Raw genomic sequence first — 24,546 nt, forward strand, 5'->3', positions numbered from 1 at the left:
TTATTTAAAAGTTTTAATTATCTTTTATTTTAGTGGCTTCTCTTAAAAAGGTTGTATCGTTAGATTTTATTAGTTTTAAGCCTATAACTTTTCCGTCCTTATCTCTTACAACTATGGTCTGTAAGCTATCGTCGTCTTTGCCTATTAGAGTATCTTTAGACTTCTCTTTTAAAATATCTGTCTTGTCGTTGTATGTGTAGCCGTTTAATTCTGTGATGGTAAACTCCCAATTAGTATCTGTTGCTCTATACTTACCTACCAACTCTTTTGCATATGGTATAGGCTTACCATATTTTTTTATGATTTTTGAATCTTTAAAATTATACGAATCGTTTAGTAAATTGTTTATTTGTTGAAGCAGATAAAATCCATTGGTTTGTAATGCATTTATTGTCCCATATTTTCCAGCTGTATTATCTCCTATATGCTGAGACACCCAATTTTTGTAAATAGGATTATTTGCATAAAAATCAACCATTTGCTCAGTTACTTCATGAGCTCTCATTTTATGGTACCAATCTGTAGTATTGGCCAAATAGTCATGGCGGTCTTTTATTTGTTGTCTAAGATTTAAGTAAATATCATCGTGTAGCTGACCAACATCGTTGTAATAATAATTTATATCTTTTAGAATAGCATCGTACTTTTCTGGAATAATACCTTGAAAGTTTTCAAACTTTGTAAAAGCTGTTTTTTGATAATCGAAAGACTGAAATTGTAGACCTACCCAAAATAAGTTTCTTGGACCTTTCTCTTTATAATCTTCTTTTGAGAATTTGTTAACTAAAACTAATCTAGATAACGAATCTATTTCTTTACCGGAAATTAAAATCCTTTCAGAATTAATAACATCTGTTTCTAGGTCTAGTCTTATTTCCTTTAATATTTTTATTAAACGCGCTTCATTTGCTTTAGCTTCATTCCAGTTATTAATCTGTAACGCAATTAAAATCCCAATAACCACAAGAACTATTTCGCCTATGGCGTATAGGAGGTACTTTGAAAATTTATTTTCAGAGAGAAGTTGCTGGCGGATTCGCCTAAAAAATTTAATCATTTACTTTCTTTAGGTTGAAAGCAAATTAAGATGGTGGTAGTTTTGGCTAGTTAACTATTTGTATTTAAAGATAGTATAATGTTACATTATCTTACAAATGTTACTTTACTTATTAGTCCGTTTTCAACTTCATAGATTGCAACAGCTCTAAACGTATTGCCATTAGCGGTCACTAATTCGTGGTCTATAACTTTGTTTCCTGTAACTATACGTTTTAATATTTTACAGTTAAGGTCTGGTGTATTTTCAAAAAAGCCTTTGTATGAGTTTTTCATTGCCTCTTGGCCTTCTGTACGTAACTCGTTAGGAAAATTATAGAGTTTTATATTGTTTGAATATGTGGCCATAAAAGCGTCTATATCTCTAGCATTGTAAGCGTCTAATTGCTGTTGTACAATCTCTTCTGGTGAAATTTCTGAAACTAAGGCCAGCATGGTTCCTATTTCATTTGTTGCAATACGAGTTATTTTCTGAAGATTATCATCGTCAAAATTTGCTAAAAGTCTAAACTGTTTGTCCTTTTTTGGATTGAATAAGTAGACATTATTATTGATAGGAATAACGATGCTTCCATCAATAAGCCAGCAAATATCTTCTGTTTTATTTGGGAGTTCTAAAATATCTCTAGTTTCACTAGTAATTGGGTTGAGTGATTTTAGAGTCCACTTGTCGTCTCGTTTTTCTACAAAACTTACCAGTTTACTATTTGGTATTTTATGAAAGGAACGCCCAACATTAATGGCATCTCTTCGGCTTTTACCAGTATTGACGTCTATCACATAAAGATTAAGTCCGCTTTCTTCTATAACGGCGGCAACAATTGTACTCTCGTCGTACCAAGTATAGTAGGCTACTACTAAATCTTTAACCAATTCTGTAGATTCTCCTGTTCTAAAATCGTAACGATACAAACGTTGTTTGCCATCGTTATCTAGTCTTACGGCTGATATATCTTTTGAATTTGGAATTTTCAAAGGTGAATACTCACCACCATTTGGTGTAGAATTAGCAAAAGATACCATTTGTTTGTTTAAATGGTAGAATGCAATATCTGTCTGTCCATTTTTTGTTGAAACAAAACTGACTAAATTGTCGTTATAAAAACTTGGTTGATTGTCATAGCCTTTGTTGTTAGAAATATTTCTTTTGTTGGTAAGCGTTAGTTTTCCATCTGAATTGGCTATATCAAAGAGATAGACTTCGGTATTCTGCGCTAGAGTAGTGGTTGCAAATGCAAATAAGAGAATGTATACTATAGATTTCATAGACTTTCAGTTTTTTTGAAATCTAAATATACACAAATAAAAAAGTCGAATTGCTATTACCACAATCCGACTTTTCACATCTAATTAAACTTAAACCTTTTATGAGATTTAATCACTCTATTTTAAAAGCAGTACTTATTTTCTGCCTTTACTTTTTCTGCTATAGTGTTACGTAAAGCAACAATGTTAGGATAGTTAGCGTATTTTGTAAAGCGCTTAAGCCCCATTAACATCATTTTTTGCTCATCGCCTTCAGCAAAAGATACAACGCCTTCAATACCGTTTTTCTTAATAATTTCAACAGCATTAAATAAGTATAATCTTGCCATAGCTATTTGTACTTCTTGTGAGTCTTCTCCAAAACGTTTTGCATTTTTCTCAGCTCTCAATATTGCTGACTCTGCCATATATATCTCAATTAAGATATTAGAAGCATTCATTAATAACTGTTGGTGTTGCTCTAGGTCTGGACCATATTTTTGTACAGCAGAACCTGCTACCATTAAGAAGACCTTTTTAAGCTTTGCAATCATTTCTTTTTCTTCAGAGAATAACTCAGAATAGTCTGGTACATCAAATGAAGGAATTCCCATAAGCTCGTCTGCCACTTTCATTGCAGGACCTAATAAATCGACATGACCTTTCATAGCCTTTTTAACTAACATACCTACAGAAAGCATTCTGTTGATTTCGTTAGTTCCTTCGTAGATACGTGCAATACGCGCATCTCTCCAAGCCGCTTCCATTGGTGTTTCTTCAGAAAAGCCCATTCCGCCAAAAATTTGGATACCTTCATCTGCACAGTTTTGTACATCTTCTGATACGGCAACTTTTAAGATAGAACATTCAATAGCATATTCTTCAACACCTTTTAATTCAGCCTCTTGATGAGTATTACCTGCTGCAATACGCATTGCAATGCGGTCTTCGATGTTTTTCGCTGCTCTGTATGATGCAGATTCGCCTGCATATGCACTTGTTGCCATTTCTGCAATCTTTGCTTTGATAGCTCCAAAGTCGGCAATTGGTGTTTTGAATTGCTTGCGTTCGTTTGCGTATTGTACACCAGTAGTAATGATACGTCTTTGCGAATCTAAACAAGCAGCGGCCAATTTAATACGACCAACATTCAATGCGTTCATGGCAATTTTAAAACCTTCGCCACGACCAGCCAACATATTTTCTACAGGCACCAAGCAATCGTTAAAGAATACTTGACGTGTAGAACTTGCACGAATACCTAATTTGTGCTCTTCTTCGCCAAGAGTAATACCGTTTGATGGGTCATTCTCAACGATGAATCCTGTAATGTTTTTATCATCTTCTAAACGCGCAAAAACAATGAATAATTGACAGAAACCTGCATTAGAAATCCACATTTTTTGTCCATTAATTTTGTAGTGCTTTCCATCTGCAGTTAATTCTGCAGTTGTTTTACCAGAATTGGCATCAGAACCTGCACCTGGCTCAGTTAAACAGTAAGCACCAAACCATTCGCCTGTAGCTAATTTTGGAACATATTTTTGCTTTTGCTCTTCCGTACCATATAAAGTAATTGGCATGGTACCAATACCTGTATGCGCTCCGAAAGCTGTACTAAAAGAACCTGTTCCCGAAGAAATATAATCACAAACCAACATTGTAGAGACAAAGCCCATTCCTAATCCGCCATATTCTTCTGGTACCGCAACGCCTAAGAAACCTAATTCTCCGGCTTTTTTCATGGATTCTTCTGTAAAGGCATAGTCTTTCTTTTCAAAACGTTCTCTATGTGCAATGATTTCGCGGTCGTTAAATTCCATAACCGCTTCTTTCATCATTGTTTGTTCTTCGTTGAAATCTTCTGGTGTGAAGATATCTTCGCATTTGGTTTCCTTAACGAGGAATTGTCCGCCGCGAAGGATTTCTTTTTCTTGAGTCGCTTCCATAACTTTTATATTTTATTGTCTTTTTGTCTTAGTTTAAAAATTCGAATATTCCTGCAGCACCTTGTCCAGTACCAACACACATGGTTACCATTCCGTATTGTCCTTGCATTTTTCGTTTACGCATTTCATCAAAAAGTTGTACCGATAATTTAGCACCTGTACATCCTAACGGGTGACCTAGAGCAATGGCACCGCCATTTACATTAATGATATCTGGATTTAAATCTAGTTCGCGAATAACCGCCAACGATTGTGAAGCAAAGGCTTCATTAAGTTCAATAAGTTTTATATCTTCTTGTTTAAGTCCAGCTTGTTTCAAAGCTTTTGGTACCGCAGCAACAGGGCCAATTCCCATAATACGTGGTGGCACACCTGCAGCGGCATAACTTACCATTCGTGCAATTGGTTTGAGATTAAGTTCTTTAACCATATCTTCACTCATCACCATAACAAAGGCAGCACCATCACTTGTTTGTGAGGAGTTACCAGCAGTAACGCTTCCACCTTGAGCGAAAACAGGTCTAAGCTTGGCTAGAGCCTCTTTGCTAGTTCCTTTACGAGGACCTTCATCTTTAGTCACCGTGTATGTACGCGTCGCTTTTTTTCCTTTGGAATCGATGTAGGTTTCTTCAACTTCAATCGGAACAATTTGGTCTTGGAAACGATTTTCTTCTAAAGCTTTTAAGGCTTTCATATGAGAATTGTAAGCAAATTCATCTTGGTCTTCACGAGACACATTGAATTTGTTTGCCACTTCTTCAGCAGTGTTTCCCATTCCCCAGTAATAATCGGCGTGCCCATCTGCAACGGTATCGTAGTTTAATTCTGGTTTAAAACCTGTCATTGGTACAGAACTCATACTCTCTACACCACCAGCAATGATACAATCTGCCATTCCAGATTGAATTTTTGCGACGGCCATACCAATAGTTTCTAATCCCGAAGAGCAAAAACGGTTAACGGTTACACCAGGTACATCTTCAATTTTTAATCCCATAAGAGAGATGAGACGTGCCATGTTTAGTCCTTGAGAACCTTCTGGCATTGCATTACCAACAATAACATCGTCGATACGTGTTTTATCGAATTCTGGCAACTGCTCCATCATGTATGAGATGGTTTCTGCAGCTAACTCATCAGCTCTTTTAAATCTGAACGCGCCTTTTTTGGATTTCCCAACGGCTGTTCTATATCCTTTTACTATATATGCTGTTTTCATTGTCTTAGTTTCTTAATGGTTTACCAGTTTTTAACATGTGCTGAATACGCTCTAATGTTTTACGTTCCGTACAAAGACTTAAGAAAGCTTCGCGCTCGATGTCTAATAGATACTGCTCTGATACTTTTGTTGGTTCAGATAAATCGCCACCAGCCATTACATAAGCTAACTTGTTAGCGATTTTCTGGTCGTGTTCTGAAATAAAGTTGCTGGCTTGCATAGAATCTGTCGCCACTAAAAATGCACCTAATGCTTGCTTACCTAAAACTAAAACATCATTGCGTTTTACAGGTTGCGTATAACCAGCATCTGCCAATAATTTGGCATGCTTTTTAGCTTCAGCAATTTGACGGTCTTTATTAACCACAACAACATCTTTACCGTACTGTAATAAACCTAAATCGTAAGCTTCATAAGCTGAAGTCGATACTTTGGCCATACCAATAGTTAAGAAATACTCTTGGAGAACATTCAGCTGCACATCACCTTTACGGAATGTATCTGAAGCTCTCAACGCCATTTCTTTAGAACCACCACCGCCAGGAATAACACCAACACCAAACTCAACAAGTCCCATATACGTTTCTGCAGCAGCGACTACTTTATCAGCGTGAAGTGATAATTCACATCCACCACCAAGCGTCATACCATGGGGCGCAGAAATTGTTGGGATAGATGAATAACGCATACGCATCATCGTGTCTTGGAAATATTTAATAGCCATGTTAAGCTCGTCATATTCTTGCTCAACAGCCATCATAAAAATCATTCCGATGTTTGCACCAACCGAGAAGTTTGCACCTTGGTTACCAACAACCAATCCATCAAAATCTTTTTCTGCTAAATCAATTGCTTTATTAAGACCAGCTAAAACATCACCACCGATGGTATTCATTTTAGATTGGAACTCACAATTGATAATTCCATCACCTAAATCTTCTATAACAACGCCAGAGTTTTTAAATACTTCGTTCGACTTGCGGATGTTGTCTAAGATGATAAATGCATCTTGACCAGGTTTTTTAACCTGAGATTTTGAAGGAATATCATAATAGTATGTCGCACCGTCTTTAACTGTATAGAAAGACGTTTCGCCTTTAGCTACCATTTCAGTAACCCATACTGCTGGTTCTTTGCCTTCAGCTTTCATAAGTTCAATACCTTTTTCTATACCAACAGCATCCCAAATTTCGAATGGTCCATTTTCCCAACCGAAACCAGCTTTCATAGCATCGTCAATTCGGTATAACTCATCAGATATTTCTGGAATTCTATTTTGTACGTAAGCAAACATGGCCGCAAAGTTTTTGCGGTAGAATTCACCAGCTTTGTCTTTCCCACCAGCCAATACTTTAAATCTATCGATTGGTTTGTCAATGGTTTTAGTTAATTCTAAAGTGGCAAAAGACGCACGTTTTTTAGAACGATATTCCATCGTATCCAAATCGAGCGTTAAGATTTCTTTTTTGCCATCTGCATTTACAGATTTCTTATAAAATCCTTGACCAGTTTTGCTTCCTAACCATTTGTTTTCCATCATCGTATCGATGAAATCTGGTAGTTTGAAAAGCTCATGCGCTTCATCATCTGGACAATTGTCATAAATACCGTTAGCCACGTGAACTAATGTATCCAATCCAACAACGTCTACTGTACGGAAGGTTGCCGATTTTGGACGACCAATAACTGGACCGGTTAATTTATCAACTTCTTCAACCGTTAAGCCTAGTTCTTTTACTTGGTGGAACAAGGATTGAATCCCGAAAATTCCAATACGGTTACCGATAAAAGCTGGCGTGTCTTTGGCTAAAACCGAAGTCTTACCTAAGAATTTTTCGCCATACTCCATTAAGAAGTCAGTAACTTCTTGCTTACAATCTGGACCTGGAACAACCTCAAATAACTTTAAGTAACGTGGCGGATTAAAGAAATGCGTCACTGCAAAATGCTTACGGAAATCTTCAGAACGGCCTTCGTTCATAAATTTAATAGGAATACCAGAAGTGTTAGATGAAATAATAGTACCTGGTGTTCTGTATTTTTCTAACTTCTCAAAAACTTGTTGTTTAATATCGAGACGCTCAACAACCACTTCCATAATCCAATCGACATCCGCTACTTTAGCAATATCATCTTCGAGATTACCTGTGGTAATTCTACTAGCAAACTTTTGGTTGTAAATAGGAGATGGCTTCGACTTTAAAGAGGTTTGAAGCGCAGTGTTAACAATGCGATTTCTTACTACTTTGTCATCAAGTGTAAGTCCCATTACTTTTTCTTTTTCATTTAGTTCTCGTGGAACAATATCTAGTAAAAGGACATCTACACCTATATTGGCAAAATGACAAGCAATACCGCTTCCCATAATTCCGGAACCGATAATTGCTACTTTTTTAATTCTACGTTTGCTCATGTTATTTTAGAATTTTTTCTTTTTGATTGTATATTTTCTTATTTGATATCATATGATTTATAATCTCTGCTACTTTGTAAAAGCCAGCGAGTTCTTCTCTAGAAACGTTATCTCTAATGGCTTCATTAAACGTAAGTACACGGTCTCTTGAGTAGGCACGCTTTTCTCTTCCAAAATCAGTTAGGTGAATTAGTACGCCACGACCATCCTCAGGATTAGGTTTTCTTGTAATCAGTCCTTTTTCCTCCATTGTTTTAAGGGTGCGCGAAAGACTTGTAGCTTCCATTCCCATTTTTGGCCCAAGTGAGGTGGAAGGTGTTCCTTCTTCGGGGTCAATACTTAATAAAGCGAAACCTGTAGCCATAGTTGTATCGAATTGAGCGGCTTCTTCGTTATACATTTTATTTACGGCTAACCATGTGGTTCTGAGTACGTAATCTATAGTTTTGTCTTTCAAACTCAAACGTTTTCGTATTAGGAAGACAAATATAATAAAAAATACTATGCACGCATAGTATTTAAAAATAAATTATGCATGCATAGTAAATTTAACTATTGATATAAAAAAATGTCTCAGAGTTAGTGAGACATTTACTTACATTTCGATGAGAAGATTCTTAGTTATCCGCGATACATCTTCTCGTATAAGTTGCTATACATGTCTTTAATAACGCTGCGTTTCATCTTCATCGTCGGTGTTAGTTCTCCATTATCAATAGACCAGACTGAAGATGTTAATTCGAATTTCTTAATCTGTTCCCACTTTCCAAAATTGATATTGTATTTATCAACCTCTTTTTGGATACGCTTTATTACAATTTCCGAAGCAGCAATTTCTTCATTAGACGTTCCGATATTATGACCTTTATGTTCTATCCAATCTCTTACGAAATCAAAATTTGGTTGAATAAGAGCGCAGGGCATTTTTTCACCTTCGCCTACAACCATAATTTGTTCTATAAATAAGGATTGTTTTAAATCATTCTCTAGAAGCGTAGGGATAACGTATTTACCGCCTGAGGTTTTAAACATTTCTTTTTTACGTCCTGTTATTTTAAGAAATCCATCAGCAGTGACTTCTCCTTTATCTCCTGTATGAAAATAATCGCCAGACATGACTTCAGCTGTTTTTTCTGAATCCTTGTAATAGCCTTGCATGACATTTGGTCCTTTAATTAAAATTTCGCCATCATCTGCAATTTTTACTTCTACACCATCTATCGGTTTCCCAACTGTACCAATTTGATACATATTATTTTTGTAAAGACCAACAGAAACTACAGGAGATGTTTCTGTAAGGCCGTAGCCTTCCATAACACGCATACCAGCAGCCCCAAAAACTCTAGCCAATCTTGGTTGCAAAGCTGCACTACCAGATACCATAGTATATAGCTGACCACCTAATGCCTCACGCCATTTACTAAAAATAAGTTTGTTTGCAATCTTAAGTTTAAACTCGTACCATGCACCATTTTTTCCGTAAGGCTCCCATTTTTCGCCCAAACTAACCGCCCAAAAGAAAAGCGCTTTTTTAATACCTGTAAGCTCTTCTCCTTTAAGCATAATTTTATCAAACACTTTTTCAAGTAAACGAGGTACAACACTCATAAGATTTGGTTTAACTTCTTTAGCATTATCACCAATTTTATCTAGGGCTTCAGCAAAGTAAATAGACGTCCCAGCGTATTGATAAACGTAAATAAGTACACGCTCAAAAATATGGCAAATAGGCAAGAAGCTTAATATTCTAGTTTCGCTAGATTCTGGTAGTGGCACACGAGGTGAACTTGCTAAAACATTACTAGTAATATTCCAATGACTTAGCATAACCCCTTTTGGTTTTCCTGTTGTACCCGACGTGTAAATTATGGTTGCTAAATCGTGTTTATCGACTTCGTCTTTTCTAGCTTCAACTTCGGGTTGGTTACTTTTGTCTTTTCCAAGTTCAAATAATTCTGAATAATGCTTACAACCTTCAATGTGGTCAAAAGAGTAAACGTCTTTCAGTTTGGTATTTGCCTTAATTTTATTTACTTTCTCTAAAACTTCTTCATCTGAAACAAAGCAGTAAATAGATTCGCTATGATTCAAGACATACTCATAATCTTCTGCACAAATGGTTGGATAAATGGGAACATTTGTAGCACCAATTTGTAGTGTACCGATGTCCATAATGTTCCATTCGGTTCTGTTTGTTGAAGAAATAAGCGCAATTTTATCACCTTTTTTTACGCCCATTTTCAGTAAAGCACGACTAACTGCATTGGCTTTGTCTAAATAGTCTTGCGTGGACATCGGCGTCCATTTACCATCGTATTTAGTTACTAAAGCGGAATTGTTAGGGTTATTTTCGAGCTGATGGTATGGAAAGTCAAAGAGTCTTTTTATTTCTGTCATAGTCAATTTTCAGTTAAGGGAACGCAATATTACGAAAATATGAAAATTAATAGTAGAAACTAAAAGATTAATAGTTTTGAACGAATATTTTAAGAATTTCTCTTTTCTATCCACTTTCTGGCATTTACAAATGCTTCTAACCAAGGCGATACTTTATCATTTCTGTCTTTTGGATAGTGTGCCCAGTTCCATGGGAATGTTGAACGCTCAATATGTGGCATCGTTACTAAATGACGCCCTGTTTTATCCGTCATCATTGCCGTATTAAAGTCAGAACCATTTGGGTTGTGTGGATATGCATCGTAAGCATATTTAGCAACAATGTCGTACTTATCTTCAGTGTATGGTAAGCTAAATTTACCTTCACCATGAGAAATCCAAACACCTAAAGTTGTTCCGGCTAGAGTCGATAACATCACAGAGTTGTTTTCTTGGATTTTCACCGAAGTAAAGGCACTTTCGTGTTTTCCAGAATCATTGTAGGTCATTTTTCCATGTTTTTCATGGTCTGGATTGATAAGGTCTAATTCCATCCATAATTGGCAACCATTACAAATACCTACAGACAAGGTGTCTTCTCTTTTGAAGAAATTTTTCAATGCTTTGTTGGCTTTTTCATTGTATTTAAAGGCGCCAGCCCAACCTTTTGCTGAGCCTAAAACATCAGAATTACTAAATCCACCAACGGCACCAATAAACTGAATGTCTTTAAGGGTTTCTCGGCCAGAAATTAAATCGGTCATATGCACGTCTTTAACATCAAAACCGGCGAGATACATTGCGTTTGCCATTTCGCGTTCGGAATTACTTCCTTTTTCACGAATTATTGCCGCTTTTGGTTTGTTAGAATTGACCCTGTAGTCTTTTAAAACACCATCAAATTTTGAAGGGAATTTGTAGTCTAAAGGTTGAGTTGCATAATTTTCAAATCGTGCTTTTGCCAAACCATTTGCCGTTTGTTTTTGGTCTAATAGATATGAAGTCTTGTACCACATATCTCTTAAACGAGAAACCGTCATGGTGTAAACTTCATCTTTATTGATGATGCTTAAGACGTCACTTTCTGTAACTTTACCGATATTATGGAAATCGATATTTGCTTCTGAAAGTATAGCTTCTATTGAATTGTCTTCAGCTTGAAAAACAATACCAGCATTTTCGGCAAATAGTACTTTAATGGAATCTTTTTGTTGAAGTGCAGAAATATCTAATTCGGCACCAAGGTTATTATCTGCGAAACATAATTCTAATAAGGTTGTAATCAATCCACCAGAAGACACATCATGCCCAGCAACAATTTTGTTATCGTTTATTAACTTTTGAATGGTGTTAAAAACCGTTTTTACATAATCTGCGCTTTGAACATTTGGAGTTGTGTTTCCAATTTTATTTTTGATTTGCGCAAAACTACTTCCACCTAATTTATAACCATCTTGCGAAATGTTGATGTAATAAATGTCACCTTTTCCTTTTTGAAAAACGGGCTCAATAACATTTGTAATATCGTTACAATTTGCAGCGGCAGAAATAATTACTGTTCCTGGAGAAATAACATCTCCATCAGGATATTTTTGCTTCATCGACAAGGAATCTTTTCCTGTCGGCACGTTGATTCCTAAATCGATAGAAAATTTTGAAATAGCTTTTACCGCTTCGTACAAACGTGCATCTTCGCCTTCATTTTTACAAGGCCACATCCAGTTTGCTGATAGCGAAACACTTTTTAATCCATCTTTAAGTGGTGCCCACATAATGTTGGTCAAGGCTTCTGCAATGCTATTTCTGCTTCCAGCAATAGGATTAATTAAACCCGAAATAGGCGAGTGGCCAATTGAGGTAGCAATACCTTCTTTTCCGTTGTAATCGAGTGCCATAACGCCAAGGTTATTTAACGGTAATTGTAGCGGACCAGCACATTGTTGCTTAGCGACTTTTCCGCCAACACAACGGTCTACTTTATTAGTTAGCCAATCTTTACAAGCCACAGCTTCAAGTTGAAGTACTTGGTCTAAATAGGTGTAAAAGTCATCAGGATTATAGGATATTCCGCCATAATCGCGGTTAACAGTGTTATCTGTCATTATCGTTTTTGGCGAACTACCAAACATATCTGCAAGTCCCAAATCCATTGGCGTATTGCCTTTGGTTTTAGATTTAAAAGTAAATCTATGGTCGTTTGTCACATCACCAACTTCGTAAATTGGTGAACGCTCGCGCTCTGCAATTTTATTAAGTGTGTCGAGATGTTTTTCGGCAATGACTAATCCCATACGTTCTTGAGATTCGTTACCTATAATTTCTTTATCTGAAAGCGTTGGGTCACCAACTGGTAATTTATCTAAGTCAATTTTGCCACCAGTATCCTCCACCAATTCAGACAGACAGTTTAAATGTCCACCTGCACCATGGTCGTGAATGGAGACGATATGATTTTCTTCACTTTCAACCATACCACGCACGGCATTTGCGGCACGTTTTTGCATTTCTGGGTTAGAACGTTGAACAGCGTTTAATTCTATGCCTGTTGAAAACTCACCAGTATCTGCTGATGATACGGCAGCACCACCCATTCCAATACGGTAATTTTCGCCTCCAAGAATTACAATTTTATCACCTTCTTGTGGTGTATCTTTTAAAGCTTGTTCTGCTTTTCCGTAACCAATTCCGCCAGCTTGCATGATGACTTTGTCGTAGCCGAGTTTTCTGGAGGCTGAGGCTCTCGAAGCCTCATTCGTGCCTTCGAGAGCCTCAGGCACCATATTGTTATCTTCTTTATGTTCAAATGTTAAAACAGAACCACAAATTAATGGTTGCCCGAATTTGTTTCCAAAGTCTGACGCTCCATTAGAGGCTTTAATTAAGATATCAATTGGCGTTTGGTAGAGCCATTTTCTGGCTTCGAATTTTTGTTCCCAAGGTCGGTCTTCTTCTAAACGCGAATAAGAGGTCATGTATACAGCTGTGCCTGCTAGCGGTATAGAACCTTTTCCACCAGCGAGTCTATCTCTAATTTCGCCACCAGAACCTGTTGCAGCGCCGTTAAATGGTTCTACTGTCGTAGGAAAGTTGTGTGTTTCTGCTTTTAATGAAATAACAGAATCGAATTCTTTTGTGGTATAGTAATCCGGAATATCTGCTCGTTTAGGTGCAAACTGTTCCACTTTTGGACCTTTAATAAATGCAACGTTGTCTTTGTATGCTGAAACAATATCATTCGGGTTTTGTTTCGATGTTTCTTTAATCATCTTAAAGAGTGACATCGGCTTTTCTTCGCCATCAATAACGAAAGTACCATTGAAGATTTTATGACGACAGTGTTCTGAATTCACTTGAGAAAAACCAAACACTTCAGAGTCTGTTAACGGTCGACCAATTTTTTTTGAAACACCTTCAAGATACACAACTTCTTCATCACTAAGTGCTAAACCTTCTTTGAGATTATAGGCCGCAATATCTTCAATATCAAGAATTGGTTCAGGTTGAATATCAATTGTAAAAATATCTTGATTTAAACCATTGAATTTCTCAGAAATCATTGGGTCGTAATCTTTAAATCCTTCTGTTGAAGCCTTAAACTCTTCAATTCGGATGATGCCATCAATTCCCATATTTTGGGTGATTTCAACAGCATTTGTACTCCAAGGCGTTATCATGGCAGCGCGTGGTCCAACAAAAAAAGCATCGATTGATGCTTGTTCTATTTTAGGTTGGTCGCCAAATAACCATACGAGTTTAGAGATGGTTTCTGTTGATAATTCTTTTGTGGCTTGAACAGCAAATACTTTACTGTTTTGGTTTCCGAAGAAGTGAATCATTATAAAAGATTATGTTGTGTTTTTGAAGCTGTAAATTTACTTTTTTTAAGTGTATTTATCTCAAATTATCTTAAAGAAAATTTAGAGTTATCCACTTATTTTTAAACAAAAAAGCGACCAAATTGGTCGCTTTGAATTACTGTCTTACTAATTTTTTGGTTACTGTACCAGAGTCGGATTTTAACCTCAATAGGTATATGCCTTTTTTGAGTCCAGCGATGTTAATCTTTTTCTGGTTGGAGGTTAAATTTTGTTGTTTTACTTTTTTGCCTAAAACATCATAAACCTCTACAAATATATCTTTGTTTGAAATGATAGTCACTTCATTGCTACTAACTGGATTAGGATAAACCTTTACTTCTGGCTGTTGAAAATCATTAGTAGATAATACTGTCCATCTATTTTGGGCTGGAGTTCCTCCCCATATTAGTGTGGCTAAATATGGGTTATCCACAAAAGGATTTCTATTTCCTTGAGCTCCGCTTATAACTGTATTTCTATTATCTTCAATTCCATTGTCAACTACAGGGTCTGCAGCATTCCATTCAAGGAATAAAGCTAAATTACCAACATCTGTAAAAGGTTCATTGTATCTTAAATTAACATACATTATTATCCTGGCAACATCTCCACGCCAATCATCACCTGGAAAGAACTCACCATTTGATGAAAAATAGTTTCCTGAGCCGTCTCTAAACGGGTCATTACCTCTTAATGTATTTACAGCTGTAATACAGGCACGCAACAAGTGTAAATCAGCTTCTGCGGTACCTGAGCCAAGTAAAGACCGTGGATATACATGCTCTGTATTGTAAGTTTGAGGTGTGTTAGGATTATTACCTGACAACCATTGGTCGTCTGGTTGAACGTCACCACTATAAATAAGAGTTACATTATCTGGGTCGTTGGCCGGAGTGTCTGCATCATATAAAAAATTATGCCTCTGTGAATATGTCAAAAAAGTTGTGTGATTTCCTATGGTGATTGTTGCCAATTCATCATATAAATTTGAATTTGATGCAGAATAGTCAACATTATTACTATCGTAGTAAGCTGCTAAATTTGCAGGAGGAACAACTGTTTGGCTGAATATACCAGTTGTTAATAATAAAAAGAGTAGGTAAATATGTTTCATGTGTAGGGGATTTATTTTTTTTCTAATAATGCCATATAAAAGCCATCAAATCCAGATTTGTGGGCTAATACTTTTTTATCTTTTACAAAGTTAAAATCTTTTCCGATATCTGTTGTTAAGAATTTCTCAACTTGTTTTTCATTTTCAGAAGGTAAAACAGAACAGGTGGCATACACCATTTTCCCGCTGCTTTTTACCATTTTAGAGTATTGTTGTAACACATATTCTTGAGTTTTCTTTATATTCTCTATAAACTCTGGTTGCAATTTCCATTTGGCATCTGGGTTTCGTCTTAAAACACCAAGACCAGAACATGGCGCATCGATTAATAATCGGTCTGCTTTACCATGTAATTTTTTTATAGGTTTAGTAGAGTCAATAGCCTTTAACTCTATGTTATGAACACCGTTACGACGCGCTCTAACCTTTAGCTTTCTTAATTTACTTTCGTAAATATCCATGGCTATAATTTGTCCTTTATTTTCCATCAATGATGCCAAATGAAGCGTTTTACCACCTGCACCTGCACATACATCTACAACTTTCATGCCCGGTTTTACATCTAAAAAATCTGCAACTAATTGTGATGAAGCATCTTGTACCTCGAACCAGCCATTTTTAAAGGCTTCAGTTTTAAAAACATTGGCACGTTCTACTAATTTTAAAGCCGAAGGGTAATTTGGTATAAACTCTGTTTCTATTTCTTCAGATTGAAGCTTGAGTTGTAAATCTTTTTTGGTGGTTTTAAGTGTATTTACTCTTAAAATAACATCGGCTTGTTCGTTTTGCTTGGCTATTTCGTCTGTCCAAACGTTTTCACCTAGTTCTTTAATACCTAACTCATCTATCCAATCTGGAATAGATTCTCTTAGTTTACGTGTTTTAGAAAGCTCATCAAATCGCCCTTTAATTTTTCGAGTTGGGGTTTCTGTAAAATATTTCCAATCAGGGAGCTTGATGCCTTTTAGTGTTGCCCACACGGCGAAGATTCGCCATAAATTGTCTCTATCAAAAGGTTCTTTTACATCAGCGATTTCTGCATATAAGCGTTTGTATCTTACGATTTGGTAGACTGTTTCGGCTACAAAACCACGGTCGCGACTTCCCCAGCGCTTATCACGTTTTAAAAGTTGTTGTACAACCTTATCGGCGTATTCTCCTTCATTAAAAATGAGGTGAAGACCATCAATAACGGCAAAGCATAAATTCCTGTGTAATCGCATGATTCTAGTATTCAGTGTTTTAAATACGATTTTACTGTATAAAACCATATTTAAATTAGCGTGCAAATGTACGATTAAATGTTTATTTGTTGTAGTGTTTAGTCGTTTATTCGGTTGGCTTTTTTATTTTTAAAGAAAATACAGTTTATGCGTTTACTAGTTATATGTTTCTTATTGATTTGCTTAGGTTCTTGTACATCTGAAAAGAGGATAAAATCTAGAAGTTTTTCTGAAGTTAAAATTGAAACCCTTTTGCAAGACTCTACATTGAATGTTAGGGCTTTGGATATAATGAAAGACAGGGTTGTAGTGGCAACATCTAAGGGTGAGTTTTACAGTCTTGTTGATGATAGCGATATTTTTGCACAAATTTTCTTCATTAATTATCAAGATTCAATTAACATGAATAATTTTAGAGCTGTATCCCAGATTAAATATTACAATCCAAGCAGGTTACCAGCTGTACTTGGAATTACTATTTCTAGTCCTACTAAATTATTCAAAGATGGAAGACTTGTCTATAAAGAAACTCACCCAAAAGCCTTCTACGATTCCATGGATTTTTGGAATGACCAAGAAGGCATTGCTATGGGTGACCCAACGGACGATTGCATAAGCATTATTATAACACGTGATGGCGGTGAATCTTGGACTAAATTATCCTGTGACGTTTTACCAAAAGCTGTTGAAGGTGAAGCTGCATTTGCTGCGAGTGACACTAATATCGCTATTGTTGGCGACGACACCTGGATTTCTACAGGTGGTATGGCTAGTCGTATTATTTACTCTCCCGATAAAGGAAAAACATGGGAAATATATGACACGCCTATTATCCAAGGCAAACCAACTACAGGCATATATTCTTTAGATTTTTATGATGCTAAAAATGGCTTTGCTATTGGCGGTGATTACACAAAGCCTGACGACTCCATAAACAACAAGATTAGAACTGCTGATGGTGGCAAAACTTGGCAAGTTGTTGGTAATGGAAAGTCGCCTGGTTACAGAAGCTGCGTGCAATATGTGCCTAACGGAGATGCTCAGGAATTAGTGGCTATCGGTTTTAAAGGGATAGATTACAGTAATGATGGTGGTGAAAACTGGAAACATCTCAGTGATGAAGGCTTTTATACCATTCGGTTCTTAAACGATTCTGTTGCCTATGCTGCAGGTAATGGACGCATAAGTAAATTAATATTTAAATAAAAAAGAAGCCTAACTAGGCTTCTTTCATTTAATCTTTTCGTTTACCTCTCAATTTTTTGAGACGCTCTAGGAGTTGTCTATTGAATTGGTCTTCGACCACTTTGAGGCGTATGATTTTCTTTGCCGGAATTGCAGATTTTAAATCTTTTAAAAGTTTTTGTTTTGCTTGGTGCATTTTGTTTTCACCTTCAATCATCTGCTCTAAAAAAGAACTAGCTTCACTATCCGACACATCTTGGTTCCTACGCATTTTGCGCATAATCGGTCTAAAATAGTCAGACTTAATTTTATTTGAGCTTTCTTCAAACTGATTATAAATTGGCCAAAATTTCTGAGCTTCATCCGTAGATAATTCTAATTTTTCCGTAATAAAAGCGACTTTTTGAGCTTTTATTTTATCCCTCATTTTTCCATCTTGAGGCAGTTGGGCAAGACTTAATAGTCCTGTAAAAATTAAAAGTAAAGTAATTATTTGTTTCATTTTTAATATTATTTTTATTCTAAAATGGCTTCGATGTCTGCGTTTTCTAGTAGGTATTCTTCTAGATTGTCTTCGTTATATGTGGTTTCGGTAATTTTAAAATCTTCTTCTAAAACCTCTACTTGTGTTAATAATTCTGCCAAATCATAAGTGTCTAAATCACTTTCTATAAAGTAATTCTCTACCATTTCTACAGATATTTCCGCTGTATTTGACTGATTTATAAAAACAGCGAATAACAATAGGAGTGAAGCCGCAATACCAGAAATATAATAGAGCTTTTTACTTCTAAATAGACTAATAACTGGGGTTTGCTCTTTGGTATTTAGACGATTAAGAACACTGTCTTCGATAGTGTCGAAATAAGCTTCAGGCGTTTTAAATCCAGGAGATTCAACTTTACTAAAAGAAGTTTCATTCTCTAAACGCTGCATAAGCTTTTCATCAAAAGACTCAAAATAGTCTTTAGGTGCTTTAAAACCGCTAGAATTAATGTTATGTAATTTGTCTTTTTTCACTTTGTGCTGAACTTGTTTCAGTATCTATTTCTATGTCTTTGACTCTGAAATCTCTAAATGGTTTAATCAGAGGTTAAAAACGTTTCTATTTTCTTTACTGCGATATGATACGATGTTTTTAATGCGCCTTCACTTGTTTCTAAAATTTCGGACATCTCTTTGTATTTCATGTCATCAAAGTATTTCATATTAAAAACCAATTGTTGTTTATGAGGCAATGTAGCTATTGCTTTTTGTAACTTTAATTGTATCTCATTGCCTTCAAAATACACGTCCGCGGTTAAATTATTTATAGCGTTGGTCTGTATGTCCTCATTAGAAATTTGTAATCGCTTTGCATTTTTGTTGATATGCGTTATTGATTCGTTTGTTGCAATTCTATACATCCATGAGTAGAGTTTACTATCGCCTTTGAACTTATCTATGCTGCGAAACACTTTTATGAATGTATTTTGAAGCACATCATCTGCATCGTCATGACTAATAACAATTTTACGGATATGCCAATACAGGCGCTCTTTATAGAGTGACATTAGCTCTCTAAAAGCAGTTTCCTTTGTAGCGGTGTTTTTAAGCTGAGATATTAAGTCTAGTTCGTCCGTCAAAAAACATGTTATTTGCAGGTTTGACTAAGATAACTAGAAATGGTTTAATTGCGTAAGAATTATTTTTTCATTTACTCAAAACTCTGCATTTCTACAAGCTTTTTGTAAACACCATTTTTTGCTAGAAGTTCGTTGTGCGTACCTTGCTCTGCAATTTCGCCTTTAGACATCACCACGATTTGGTCTGCATTTTGGATGGTAGATAATCGATGCGCAATAACAATCGATGTTCTATTCTTCATCATGTTTTCTAAGGCAACTTGTACTAGACGCTCACTCTCAGTGTCAAGAGCAGAAGTGGCTTCATCTAGAATCATGATTGGAGGATTTTTAAGAACAGCTCTAGCAATACTTAAACGTTGTTTTTGACCACCGGATAATTTTCCTCCAGAATCACCAATATTGGTTTCTATACCTTTTGGAAGGTCTTTAACAAACTCCCAAGCATTGGCAATTTTTAGCGCTTCAACAATCTCATCATCAGAAGCATCTTCTTTACCAATTAGAATATTATTCTTAACAGTGTCATTAAAAAGAATAGAATCTTGAGTTACCAAGCCCATTAATCCTCGGAGTGAAGACTTTTTTAGAGTTTTAATGTCTTCACCGTCAATTGAGATATTACCTTCATTGACGTCGTAAAAGCGTGTCACTAGATTGGCAATCGTACTTTTTCCACTTCCAGATTGTCCAACCAAAGCAACGCTTTTTCCTTTAGGAACTTTAAGTGTAAAGTTTTTGAGTACTAGCTCATCCTCGTATTTAAATGAGATATTATTAATGCCAATTTCTGATGTAAAATCGTCTTTCGTTTTTGCGTTTGGTGAATCTTTTAGTGGTGATTCAGTGTTTAAGACTTCTAGAACCCGTTCCGCAGCTGCATTTCCTTTTTTAACACTGTAACTGGCTTTACTTATAGCTTTTGCTGGGGTAAGAATGTTATAGGCCAAGCCCATAAATGTTAAAAATTGTTCGCCTTCTAGAACACCTTCAACCAAAACCATGTGTCCGCCAAACCATAATAAGACACCGATAACTGCGATTCCAAGAAATTCGCTTGTTGGTTTTGCTAAGTTGGTTCGGTTTAATAATGAATTTGAAAATTTAAAAAACCGACTTGTAGATTTCTGAAATTTATTAGCAAAGCTACCTTCAGAATTGTAGCTTTTTATCACTTTTAAACCACCTAAGGTTTCCTCTAATATTGAAAGAAAATAACCTTGTTCTTTTTGGACTTTGTCCGATTTTCGCTTTAAACTTTTTCCGATTAATGAAATAATAATTCCTGAAATTGGAATAAAAATGAAAACGAATATTGTTAGTTTTACACTAATTGTTAGCATAAAAAGTATCGTAAAAATAATGGTCAGCGGTTCTCTAAAAATCAGTTCTAAAATCGAAAGAAACGAATGTTGAATTTCTAAAACATCTGTTCCAAAACGTGCCATGATATCACCTTTTCGCTTTTCAGAATAAAAAGAAATAGGTAGCTCAACAGTTTTGTCGTATAAATCATTTCGTAAATCGCGTAACACACCATTTCTCAAAAAAGTGATGAAATACATGGCGAAATAATTGAACAAGTTTTTCAAAAAGAATACCGAAATAATAAGAATAATAACAAATGTTAAAGCCTTTGAAGCATCGTCACCAGCCATTTGATTTATTTGGTAATTTAGACTATTACTAAAATAATCGCCAAATTCTGTAAAGCCTGTATAAGTAGGTTTTTCTGTTATTTTTATAGCATCTTTTTTAAACATGACTTCTAAAAGAGGCATCAATACCATAAAAGACAGTCCCGAAAAAAGTGCATAAAAAATATTACATATAACATTGAGAATGGCATATGTTTTATAAGGTAACGCAAAGCGAATAATTTGTTTGAAATAATTCATCTAGATATTCATGTCTTTTAAGATAGCATCAATCTTAGATTCCAATAACTGCTCCGTTTTGCTAAAGTCAGACATATTGTCAAGTGTCGAGTTAACGCTAATGTAGAACTTTATTTTTGGCTCAGTACCACTCGGTCTCAATGCTATTTTACTTCCATTTTCTGTGTAGTAAATTAGAACATTAGATTTTGGTACATCAAGCTGGTATTCTTCATGAGTTTGAAGGTTTTTAGCGATAGACAATTGATAGTCTTCAATAAGCACTACTTTTTCGCCATTAACCTCCTTTAAAGGATTGTCTCTGGCGTCAATCATCATTTGTTTGATTTCCTCTGAGCCTTCAATTCCCTTTTTTACAAGTGAGACTAAACGTTCTTTGTAAAATCCATACTTTGTGTAAAGTAGAATTAATTCTTTATAAAACGAACTTCCTTTTGCTTTGGCTTGAGCTGCAATTTCACATGCCAATAGGGTAGAAGTGACAGCGTCTTTATCTCGCACAAAGTCGCCAACCATAAAACCAAAACTCTCTTCGCCGCCTCCAATGAAATCAAGTTCTGGAAAATCTTTTATCATTTTGGCAATCCACTTAAAACCTGTCAAACCAATTTTGATTTCCGTTTGGTAAGCATCTGCTAAAACAGACATCATGGGTGTAGAAACAATAGTCGAGCCTATAAATTCTTTACCCTTAAGTTTGTCCTCTTTTTGCCATTGTTTTAGTAGGAAATCTGTCATCACAACCATCGTTTGATTACCATTTAAGAGTTTTAGTTGCCCATCTAAATCTCTTATGGCTATACCAACACGATCGCTATCAGGATCTGTACCAATAACAATGTCTCCATTTACACTTTCAGCTAATTCTATAGCCATTTTAAGAGCTGCAGGCTCTTCAGGATTTGGAGAATCCACAGTTGGGAAATCGCCATTAGGTTCTGCTTGTTCTTCAACAATACTTACATTGTTATATCCCGCGCGTTTTAAGGTTTCAGGTATGGTTGTAATTGATGTTCCATGAAGTGAAGTAAATACAATATTTAGATTGTCTTTAGCTTCTTGCTGAGTGTTAAAACTTCCATTTTTCACCGATGCATTAATAAATACATCATCAACATCTTGTCCTATATATCTGATTAAGTCAGGATTACTTTCAAACTTAATATCAGAATAATTTAAACTATTGATTTCTGCAATAATCTCAGCATCCTGTGGTGGTACTAATTGTCCGCCGTCTTGCCAATACACTTTATAACCGTTATACTCTGGTGGATTATGAGATGCCGTTAATACAATACCACAATGGCAATTAAGGTGCTTTAGGGCAAATGATAATTCTGGTGTAGGTCTTAAATCTTCAAACAGAAAAACTTCGATGTTATTTGCAGAAAATACATCGGCAACAACTTTACCAAAAGCTTGACTGTTATGCCTACAATCGTATGCTATAGCAACTTTTATCTGTCCACCAGAGAAACTTTGCTTTAAGTAGTTGCTTAATCCTTGCGTATTTTTTCCCAAGGTGTATTTGTTAATACGATTATTACCAACACCCATAATTCCTCGCATTCCGCCAGTACCAAATTCTAAGTTTTTGTAAAAACTTTCCTTAAGTTCTTTAGGATTACCGGCAATCATTCTATCAACTTTTTGTTGCGTATCGGTATCAAAAGTTGGAGTTAGCCATTCGTTTACTTTTTCTAATATTTCAGGTTCAATATGTAGCATAGCGTAGTATTCTGTTTGCAAAAGTACAAATTACGAGGTTTAGGCATTAAGATAGATTGGGAAATTAATCTAGATTTAAATTCTCTTTAATGAGGTAGCGTTTACTTTCTCTTTTGGAGCGTAAAATAAGTTCACCCAAGAAACCAGCAATAAAGGATTGTGTACCAATAATCATTGTCGCTAGAGCGATGTAGAAAGATGGTCGTTGGGTAATTAATCGTCCAGTTGGGTTAAGAAAGAGTTTGTCAATACCCATATAGAAAGCAAAGGTAAAGCCTATTAAAAACATTATAACTCCTAAAGCCCCAAAGAGGTGCATAGGTCGTTTCCCAAAACGAGAGATAAACCAAATAGTTATTAAATCCAAAAAGCCATTGATAAAACGATTCATCCCAAATTTAGTAGTCCCGTATTTACGCGCTTGATGTTTTACTACCTTTTCACTAATAGAGGTGAAGCCTGCGTTTTTAGCTAAGACAGGGATGTATCTATGCATTTCGCCATTAACATCAATATTTTTTACCACGGCGTTTTTGTATGCCTTAAGACCACAATTAAAATCATGAAGTTTAACACCAGATGTACGTCTTGCTGCCCAATTAAATAATTTTGAAGGTAAATTTTTAGCAATTACAGAGTCGTAACGTTTTTTCTTCCATCCAGAAACCAAATCGTAATTATCTTTGGTAATCATTTGGTGGAGCTCAGGTATCTCTTCTGGATTATCCTGTAAATCCGCATCCATTGTAATTACTACATCTCCTTTTGTTTTAGCAAAACCTGCATGTAGTGCTTGCGATTTACCAAAGTTTTTTAGGAAACGGATGCCTTTTACGTTTTCGTTTTTGTCAGAAAGTGATGAAATAACGTTCCATGAATTATCTGTACTACCATCATCGATAAACAGAATTTCGTAAGAAAACGAATTGGATTGCATCACAGATACAATCCAATCGTGTAATTCTGTTAGCGACTCAGCCTCGTTGAGAAGCGGAATGACTATAGATATATTCATGTAATTTTTATTCTTTTAATTAAGAGTAAAAATAGACAATAATTTTAAGAGACAGCAGGATTATTTCGTTTCATGACTAGGCCAGTAATCAAGGTAATTATAAAACCAAAAAATAACCCTATAAATAATTGCATTGCAGCAATTACCGCTGGAGAGGAAAATTTATCCGACCATGCTTTTGACATATCAATTTGTTCCTGTGTTAAATTTGGATTTTGTTCAATCATCTTTTCCATTTGAACTTCTTGCATTTGAGCAACCATATCTGGTTCAATAACATTCATTAAGATGTAACCAAAAATGATGGTAATTATCGATGAAATCAAAATAATTCCCATTCCTAGTTTTAACGCTTGTCCCAGCGACATAAATCCGCCGTTAGATTTTTTAAATTGATTAAATGCCAGTACTAAAATAGTTACGGTAATAGCAATACCTAGAAATATTTCAATTGTATGTTGTTCTAGATGCCAATTCATTAAATACTTAATTATTCCAATTGCTACACCTATTAAACCTGATATAATACCAAAGTTAATTGCGATTTTTTTTGAAGTTGATTTTTCCATGATAAATTATTGTTGATTAGTTAATTCGTTAGTTTGTACCTAAATATAGTAAAACGTTACATTTTATCTGAAGT

At 35.6% G+C, this 24,546-nt stretch carries 18 protein-coding genes; 1 reads left to right on the forward strand and 17 read right to left on the reverse strand.

All coding sequences use genetic code 11. The annotated features are described in order from the left end of the window. Window positions 1–13 precede the first annotated feature (13 nt). The 10 genes from BUB95_RS09780 to BUB95_RS09825 all read right to left on the reverse strand — a co-directional run bounded on the left by BUB95_RS09780 (window position 14) and on the right by BUB95_RS09825 (window position 16,452). Window positions 14–1,057, reverse strand: a complete 1,044-nt coding sequence (locus BUB95_RS09780) for a DUF6090 family protein (RefSeq protein WP_073085969.1) — start codon at window positions 1,055–1,057, stop codon at window positions 14–16. A gap of 86 nt (window positions 1,058–1,143) precedes the next feature. Further along, a complete protein-coding gene (locus BUB95_RS14330) occupies window positions 1,144–2,322 on the reverse strand; it encodes a nuclear transport factor 2 family protein (protein WP_200777205.1) in 1,179 nt (392 codons plus the stop codon). A 122-nt stretch (window positions 2,323–2,444) separates the two neighbouring features. Further along, complete coding sequence (locus tag BUB95_RS09790; RefSeq protein WP_073085970.1) at window positions 2,445–4,250, reverse strand: acyl-CoA dehydrogenase family protein; 1,806 nt, start codon at window positions 4,248–4,250, stop codon at window positions 2,445–2,447. Between the two features lie 28 nt (window positions 4,251–4,278). Then, window positions 4,279–5,469: an acetyl-CoA C-acyltransferase gene (locus tag BUB95_RS09795; protein WP_073085972.1), complete on the reverse strand. Its 1,191-nt coding sequence runs from the start codon at window positions 5,467–5,469 to the stop codon at window positions 4,279–4,281. Window positions 5,470–5,473: 4 nt separating this feature from the next. Then, on the reverse strand, window positions 5,474–7,882 hold the full coding sequence (locus BUB95_RS09800; protein ID WP_073085974.1) for a 3-hydroxyacyl-CoA dehydrogenase/enoyl-CoA hydratase family protein: 2,409 nt from the start codon (window positions 7,880–7,882) through the stop codon (window positions 5,474–5,476). A 1-nt stretch (window position 7,883) separates the two neighbouring features. Then, the gene (locus tag BUB95_RS09805) at window positions 7,884–8,339 is read right to left on the reverse strand and encodes a MarR family winged helix-turn-helix transcriptional regulator (RefSeq protein ID WP_073085976.1); all 456 of its coding nucleotides are present in this window, start codon (window positions 8,337–8,339) and stop codon (window positions 7,884–7,886) included. Between the two features lie 164 nt (window positions 8,340–8,503). After that, the gene (locus BUB95_RS09810; RefSeq protein WP_073085978.1) at window positions 8,504–10,279 is read right to left on the reverse strand and encodes an AMP-dependent synthetase/ligase; all 1,776 of its coding nucleotides are present in this window, start codon (window positions 10,277–10,279) and stop codon (window positions 8,504–8,506) included. Between the two features lie 89 nt (window positions 10,280–10,368). Next, window positions 10,369–14,094 (reverse strand): phosphoribosylformylglycinamidine synthase, encoded by a 3,726-nt coding sequence (gene purL / locus BUB95_RS09815; RefSeq protein WP_073085980.1) that lies wholly within the window; start codon window positions 14,092–14,094, stop codon window positions 10,369–10,371. A 136-nt stretch (window positions 14,095–14,230) separates the two neighbouring features. Further along, window positions 14,231–15,229: an endonuclease gene (locus tag BUB95_RS09820; RefSeq protein WP_073085982.1), complete on the reverse strand. Its 999-nt coding sequence runs from the start codon at window positions 15,227–15,229 to the stop codon at window positions 14,231–14,233. Between the two features lie 11 nt (window positions 15,230–15,240). After that, window positions 15,241–16,452 (reverse strand): RsmB/NOP family class I SAM-dependent RNA methyltransferase, encoded by a 1,212-nt coding sequence (locus BUB95_RS09825; RefSeq protein WP_073087379.1) that lies wholly within the window; start codon window positions 16,450–16,452, stop codon window positions 15,241–15,243. Between the two features lie 147 nt (window positions 16,453–16,599). Between BUB95_RS09825 and BUB95_RS09830 the strand changes: the two genes are divergently transcribed. Then, window positions 16,600–17,658 carry a WD40/YVTN/BNR-like repeat-containing protein gene (locus BUB95_RS09830; protein WP_073085984.1) on the forward strand — a complete coding sequence of 353 codons (1,059 nt, stop codon included), beginning with the start codon at window positions 16,600–16,602 and terminating at the stop codon, window positions 17,656–17,658. A 28-nt stretch (window positions 17,659–17,686) separates the two neighbouring features. Here BUB95_RS09830 and BUB95_RS09835 read toward each other — a convergent pair whose 3' ends face one another. From BUB95_RS09835 to BUB95_RS09865, 7 genes are all read right to left on the reverse strand, one after another. Next, window positions 17,687–18,139 (reverse strand): hypothetical protein, encoded by a 453-nt coding sequence (locus BUB95_RS09835; protein WP_073085986.1) that lies wholly within the window; start codon window positions 18,137–18,139, stop codon window positions 17,687–17,689. Between the two features lie 14 nt (window positions 18,140–18,153). Beyond that, window positions 18,154–18,657, reverse strand: coding sequence for a hypothetical protein (locus tag BUB95_RS09840; protein WP_073085988.1), 504 nt, complete (start codon window positions 18,655–18,657; stop codon window positions 18,154–18,156). Window positions 18,658–18,719: 62 nt separating this feature from the next. Further along, window positions 18,720–19,262, reverse strand: coding sequence for an RNA polymerase sigma factor (locus BUB95_RS09845; RefSeq protein ID WP_073085990.1), 543 nt, complete (start codon window positions 19,260–19,262; stop codon window positions 18,720–18,722). 71 nt (window positions 19,263–19,333) lie between these two features. Next, complete coding sequence (locus tag BUB95_RS09850; protein WP_073085992.1) at window positions 19,334–21,160, reverse strand: ABC transporter ATP-binding protein; 1,827 nt, start codon at window positions 21,158–21,160, stop codon at window positions 19,334–19,336. Beyond that, complete coding sequence (locus tag BUB95_RS09855; protein WP_073085994.1) at window positions 21,161–22,888, reverse strand: phospho-sugar mutase; 1,728 nt, start codon at window positions 22,886–22,888, stop codon at window positions 21,161–21,163. 64 nt (window positions 22,889–22,952) lie between these two features. Continuing rightward, window positions 22,953–23,903, reverse strand: coding sequence for a glycosyltransferase family 2 protein (locus BUB95_RS09860; RefSeq protein ID WP_073085996.1), 951 nt, complete (start codon window positions 23,901–23,903; stop codon window positions 22,953–22,955). Between the two features lie 44 nt (window positions 23,904–23,947). Continuing rightward, entirely contained in the window at window positions 23,948–24,472 is a 525-nt protein-coding gene (locus BUB95_RS09865; protein ID WP_083573366.1) for a DUF4199 domain-containing protein, read from the reverse strand. Window positions 24,473–24,546 lie beyond the last annotated feature (74 nt).

It is taken from the genome of Winogradskyella jejuensis, from assembly GCF_900129745.1.
Taxonomy (GTDB): domain Bacteria; phylum Bacteroidota; class Bacteroidia; order Flavobacteriales; family Flavobacteriaceae; genus Winogradskyella; species Winogradskyella jejuensis.